The sequence below is a fragment of the Actinomyces polynesiensis genome (assembly GCF_000820725.1).
Taxonomy (GTDB): domain Bacteria; phylum Actinomycetota; class Actinomycetes; order Actinomycetales; family Actinomycetaceae; genus Pauljensenia; species Pauljensenia polynesiensis.
In genome coordinates this window covers 1-5,083 of record NZ_CCXH01000224.1, presented here as the reverse complement: position 1 = coordinate 5,083, position 5,083 = coordinate 1, and the positions used below count along the sequence as shown (strand labels likewise).

Genomic DNA, 5,083 nt, shown 5'->3' with positions numbered 1-5,083 from the left:
ACCGGCCGTCCGCCGTGGTGGACGGCACACGGTTCCCCGACAGCACCGGGGCCCTCCGGTGCACTCCCCGTCCACCGGCCGTCCCAGCGGGTCCAATGCCCCATTCCGGCCCGTCGGCGGCGACTAGGCTGGGTGGTCGGGTGACCGCACCGAGGTGGTCACCCACCACCAGCAACCGCAGCGTCGAACAGGAAGCCACCCATGGACCTCGCCACCGACCCCCATGTCCTCGCCATCGGCGAGGCCCTCATGGACATCGTCACCCCGGCATCGAACCCCGCCGCCGCCACCGAGATCCCCGGTGGGTCACCGGCCAATGTCGCCATGACGCTGGGACGGCTGGGGCGCAACGTGGCACTCCAGACCTGGATCGCCGACGATGCGCGCGGCCGGGCCCTCACGGAGCACTTCGGCGCCTCCCACGTCCTCATCACCCCGGAGTCCTACGGTGCGACGCACACGCCCACCGCCACCGCCACCCTGGACGACTCGGGCAAGGCGAGCTACACCTTCGACCTGGAGTGGGCGCCGACCCCGCCGATCCACGTCGCCAAGACCGCCCGCGTCGTCCACGCCGGCTCCATCGCCGCAGTCATCGAACCCGGTGGCCCCGTCGTGCTCGACGCCCTCGTCGCGGCCCGCCAGCACGCGATCATCACCTACGACCCCAACGCCCGGCCCGCCATCATGGGTGACCCCGTGAAGTCACTGGAGGTCGTCAACAAGTTCGTCGCCGTCTCCGACGTCGTCAAGGTCTCCGACGAGGACATCGACTGGCTGACCGGTGGTCGCGCGGTCGAGGACGTCATGCGTGACTGGTTGACGATGGGTCCCGCGATGGTGATCGTCACGCGCGGCAAGGAGGGCGGGCTCGTCCACACCAGCACCGGGATCCGTCGCTCCGCCGTCCCCGCCGACGTCAGGGTCATCGACTCCGTCGGTGCGGGTGACTCCTTCATGGGTGGCATCATCGACGCCCTGTGGTCCCTGGGCCTGGTCGGGGCGATGTCCCGCCCGGCGCTGCGCACGCTCGACGAGGCCAAGGTCGCCTCGATCCTGGACCGTGCCTCCCACATCTCCGACATCACGGTCTCCCGCGCGGGGGCCAACCCGCCGTGGCTCTCGGAGCTCGCCGGCATCATGTGAGGGGGCGGTCGCTGCGTCGGGCACCCGGTGCCCGGCAACGGCGGCCTGTACCGGAGGAGCCGCTGACCGGGTGGTCCGGGCGGCGGCTCCTCGTCGTCGCCAGCCCGTCTTCGTCCGTGGGTTCCCCGGTGCCGGCGGCTCCCGGCGCTCAGCGACCCATGCGCCGCTCGCGCTGGGCGTAGCTGCGCAGGGCACGCAGGAAGTCCACCCGGCGGAAGTCGGGCCAGTAGGCCTCACAGAAGTAGAACTCGGTGTGCACCGACTGCCAGATCATGAAGCCCGAGAGCCGCTGCTCCCCGGAGGTCCGGATGACCAGGTCCGGGTCGGGCTGGCCCTTCGTGTAGAGGTGGTCCGTGATGTCGGCGTCCGTCAGCGACCCCGCCACCTCCTCCAGGGTGCGTCCCCGGGCGGCGGCCTCCCGCAACAGCGAGCGCACGGCGTCGGCGATCTCGTGGCGGCCCCCGTACCCGACGGCGATGTTGACCACCATGCCCTCGACGCCGGAGGTGTCCTCCTGGGCCTGCAGCAGGTCGCGGGTCACGTCCTCGGGCAGGAGGCTGAGGTCACCCACGATCCTCAGCCGCCACCGTCCCTGGTCAGCCAGGGACCGCACCGCTGCCACGATGATCGCGAAGAGCTCCTCGAGCTCGTCGGTGTCCCGGTCCAGGTTGTCGGTGGAGAGCATCCACAGGGTGACGATCTCGACCCCGACCTCCTCCGCCCACTCCAGGAACTCCGCGATCTTCCCCGCGCCCGCGCGGTGCCCGTGGGAGGTGGTGGTCCCGATCGACCGTGCCCAGCGCCTGTTCCCGTCGAGGATCACGCCCACGTGACGCGGGATCGCACCGTCGGGGAGCTCGGCGCGCACGCGCCTCTCGTAGAGGTCGTAGAGGAGGTTCCAGTGAGCCATCCGAGTCCTCCCCTTCACGCCGTCGGCCCGTCCCGGACCTCAGCCGGGGGTGCGCCATCACTGGTGCCAAGGGTAGCCGTCCCGTTCACCTGTCGGAGCGGACCCACGGTCTTGACACGACAATACGGTGGAGTAACCTACGGTATCGTAAGGAAGTTGTCCGATGAGTCCGAACAGGAGGTCCGCGTGAAGATCGCATCCCTGAAGCCCGTCAACTGGGTCCCAGACCAGCCCGTGGCCGTCAAGCCCCACATGCGCGGATGGTTGCACACCGTCGCCGCGCCCCTGTCCTTGGCCGCCTCGATCGTGCTCCTCGTCCTCGCCCCGACCACCTCCACCAAGTGGGCGTCGGCCGTGTACCTCGCCGCCTCCCTGATCCTCTTCGGCGTCTCGGCGATCTACCACCGCTTCTACTGGGCACCGCGGTGGGAGCACATGTGGCGCAGGCTCGACCACTGCAACATCTTCCTGCTCATCGCCGGCACCTACACCCCCCTCGCCGTCGCGCTGCTGGGCGAGCCCTACCAGCGCAACCTGCTGGTGACGGTCTGGACCGGCGCGGTCGCGGGCATCCTGCTCAACCTCTTCTGGCCCACCGCGCCGAGATGGCTCTCGACACTGGTCTACGTCATCCTCGGATGGGTGGCCGTCTGGTACCTGCCCCAGTTGTGGACCGCGGGTGGGCCTGCCATCGTCTGGCTGATCGTCGCCGGTGGGGTGCTCTACACCGCGGGTGCCGTGGTCTACGCACGGCGCAGCCCCAACCCCTCCCCCACCTGGTTCGGCTTCCACGAGATCTTCCACCTGTGCACGGTCCTGGCCTGGGCCTGCCACTGCGTGGCGGTCTTCCTGGCAGTCCTCGGCTGAGGGGATCCCGGCGACCCCGTCGGGGGCCCGCTCCTGCGGCGGTCACCGGGCCCCCGACCGGCGCAACCGGGTGGGCCCGAACCCGCGACGAGGGCGCACCGCGTCGGTCCCACCCGTGGTGGCGCGGGCCCGCCGTCGCGCGAGGACGCGCCGACGAGCGCCCCGGGTGTCCCGGGCAGGCGGGGAACTCCCTGTCCACACCCGGCCATCCACACCCGGACCTTGGTAGACTGGTCCGACATCATCACGCCGGCACCGTCTCGGTGCCGGTCACTTTTTTGGAGGTACACATGGCGGATACCAAGTGGCTGACCCAGGCGCAGTACGACGCGCTCTCGGCCGAGCTGGAGGAACGCACCACGAAGCGCCGCCCCGAGATCGCGCACCTCATCGATGCGGCCCGTCAGGAGGGGGACCTCCGTGAGAACGGCGGCTACCACGCCGCGCGCAACGAGCAGTCGATGAACGAGACCCGCATCCTCGCCCTCGAGGAGCTGCTCAAGACGTCCGAGGTCGGTGAGACCCCCGCCAACGACGGCGTGGTCGAGCCGGGGATGGTCGTCACGGCCCTCGTGGCAGGCAGGGAGCAGAAGTTCCTCCTCGGGTCGCGCGACGCGGGCGGTGATCTGGGCGTGCAGGTCTTCTCCGTGGGCGCCCCCCTGGGCGCAGCGGTCAACGGCGCCAAGATCGGGGACACCCTCAGCTACGTCGCACCGAACGGACGCACCATCGAGGTCGAGATCCTCGACTGCGTGCCCTACGGAGCCTGAGCGTCAGGCAGGACCCGCTCGTCACGGGTGTGGAGGAGGGGTGGTGCCGAGATCGGCACCACCCCTCCTCCTCCACTCCCCCGATCGGCGACGACCCGGTGTCAGCCCTCCTCGGACCCGGAGTGGGAGCTGTCGTCGGGGGACGCCCCCTCGCCGGGGGTCAGGTCCGAGCCACTCACGGCCCCGCCCTCGTGCGCCGGTCCCGGAGGAACGGAACCCGGGACCGTGGGACTCCCCAGCGCCGGCGCGGGACGGCCGCGCGTCGCCGCCTGCGCTGAGGAGGACACCGCGTCCTGCGGTCCCTCCGACACGGTGGTCGCGGCGGAGGCGACCGTGGCGGGGCCGGCGGGACCCGAGCCCACGACGCCGGACCCTCCCTCGCCCTCGGGCGCCGCGGGGACGGTGTAGGAGGCGGCGACCATGGACTCGAGCATCCCGGGTGGTCCACCGGGTCGGTCCGCCTTGGTGGCCAGCTGTGGCAGACCGTCGTAGCCGTGGAGGTAGAGGAAGGTCGCATTGAGGAAAGCGGCGATCGGCACGCCGAACACGGCACCCGCGATCCCGGCGACCGAGCCGGCACCCGCCACCACGAGGAGCACCGCGACGGGGTGCAGGGAGACCGCGTTGGACATCAGCCAGGGCTGGAGCACGTTCCCCTCGAGCTGCTGGACGGCCAGGATGATGACCAGCATGATGATGCCCTTGGTCAGCCCCTGGTCCACCAGCGCCACCAGCACCGCCACCGTCCCCGACACGAAGGCGCCGACGATGGGGATGAAGGAACCGAAGAAGACGAGGATTGTGATCGGCAGGGCCATGGGGACACCCAGGATGAAGGCGCCCAGGCCGATCCCGGTCGCGTCGATGGCCGCCACCTTGATCTGCGTGCGCACGTAGCTGCCCAGCGTCACCCACCCGCGGATCGCGGACTCGTGGACGGGGGTGCGGGCGGGGGCTGGCATGAGGCGCACCACCCACAGCCAGATGCGCCTGCCCTCCTTGAGGAAGAAGAAGAGGCAGAAGAGCATGATCAGCGACCCCGTGAGGATCGAGATCAGGGACGAGGTCACGCTCAACGCACCCGAGGCGAGCACGGAGGAGTTCGTCTGGAGGAACTTCGTGATCTCGTCCTGGAGGCTGTCCAGGGCGCGGTCCACGGTCGACTCGTCCAGTGCGAGAGGTCCCGTCTTGAACCACGTGAAGGTCTGTTCCAGGCCGTCGGTGGCCTTCGCGAGCAGGCCCGGGAACTGACGGAACAGCTGGGTGGCGGCCTGGGAGACGAGGGTGACGACGAGGACGAGGGCGATCAGGAGACCGACCGCCGCCGCGGCCGTGCGCGACAGGTGCACGCGGCGCACCAGGAAGGCCACCAGCGGCTCCAGGAGCACCG

General features: G+C 70.5%; 5 protein-coding genes. 3 read left to right on the top strand and 2 right to left on the bottom strand.

The annotated features are described in order from the left end of the window. Positions 1-201: 201 nt before the first annotated feature. Positions 202-1,146, top strand: a complete 945-nt coding sequence (locus TA90_RS09570; RefSeq protein ID WP_043535977.1) for a PfkB family carbohydrate kinase — start codon at positions 202-204, stop codon at positions 1,144-1,146. A gap of 148 nt (positions 1,147-1,294) precedes the next feature. Here TA90_RS09570 and TA90_RS09565 read toward each other — a convergent pair whose 3' ends face one another. After that, a complete protein-coding gene (locus TA90_RS09565) occupies positions 1,295-2,056 on the bottom strand; it encodes an isoprenyl transferase (RefSeq protein WP_043535976.1) in 762 nt (253 codons plus the stop codon). A gap of 186 nt (positions 2,057-2,242) precedes the next feature. Here TA90_RS09565 and trhA point away from each other — a divergent pair, with 186 nt between their 5' ends. Then, the gene (trhA, locus tag TA90_RS09560; protein WP_043535979.1) at positions 2,243-2,923 is read left to right on the top strand and encodes a PAQR family membrane homeostasis protein TrhA; all 681 of its coding nucleotides are present in this window, start codon (positions 2,243-2,245) and stop codon (positions 2,921-2,923) included. Positions 2,924-3,213: 290 nt separating this feature from the next. Beyond that, entirely contained in the window at positions 3,214-3,693 is a 480-nt protein-coding gene (gene greA / locus TA90_RS09555) for a transcription elongation factor GreA (RefSeq protein WP_043535975.1), read from the top strand. Positions 3,694-3,794: 101 nt separating this feature from the next. Here greA and TA90_RS09550 read toward each other — a convergent pair. Beyond that, the coding region (locus tag TA90_RS09550) for an AI-2E family transporter (protein WP_052450724.1) at positions 3,795-5,083 on the bottom strand (1,289 nt) is incomplete at its 5' end.

Excerpts from the sequence above, each read along its gene's own strand:
- TA90_RS09570 (WP_043535977.1), top strand. The coding sequence starts at position 202 with ATGGACCTCGCCACCGACCCCCATGTCCTCGCCATCGGCGAGGCCCTC.
- TA90_RS09565 (WP_043535976.1), bottom strand. The coding sequence starts at position 2,056 with ATGGCTCACTGGAACCTCCTCTACGACCTCTACGAGAGGCGCGTGCGC.
- greA (WP_043535975.1), top strand. The coding sequence starts at position 3,214 with ATGGCGGATACCAAGTGGCTGACCCAGGCGCAGTACGACGCGCTCTCG.